At 42.2% G+C, this 275-nt stretch carries 1 protein-coding gene; it reads right to left on the reverse strand.

Features of this window, described 5'->3' with window-relative positions:
* A partial coding sequence (locus tag AAEZ03_RS27260; RefSeq protein ID WP_350582961.1) for a cytochrome b occupies positions 1-236 on the reverse strand: 236 nt, incomplete at its 3' end.
* Positions 237-275 lie beyond the last annotated feature (39 nt).

Below are 275 nucleotides of genomic sequence, written 5' to 3' on the forward strand. Positions count from 1 at the left end.
CCATAGACAGACATCAGCAAGCCAGCTAGTGGCATCGCAATTAACAAAGCATAGAGCGCAAAATGAGACAGCTTTGATATTAACAGCTGCCATTTTGGCATCGGTAACGCTGGAGGTGCTTTGGTAAAGATGCGATTAATAACCCGCGCTATCATCCAACATAATAAGCTTATGCCAAACGCCTTATGCAAACCAATATAGAGATTGCTATCAAGATTTTGGTATAACAGGATCATGATCCACGTTACCAGTAATAAAACCGCACTGATCCAGTG

Source organism: Pseudomonas sp. HY2-MNA-CIBAN-0224, from assembly GCF_040310285.1.
GTDB classification, from domain to species: domain Bacteria; phylum Pseudomonadota; class Gammaproteobacteria; order Pseudomonadales; family Pseudomonadaceae; genus Aquipseudomonas; species Aquipseudomonas helleri.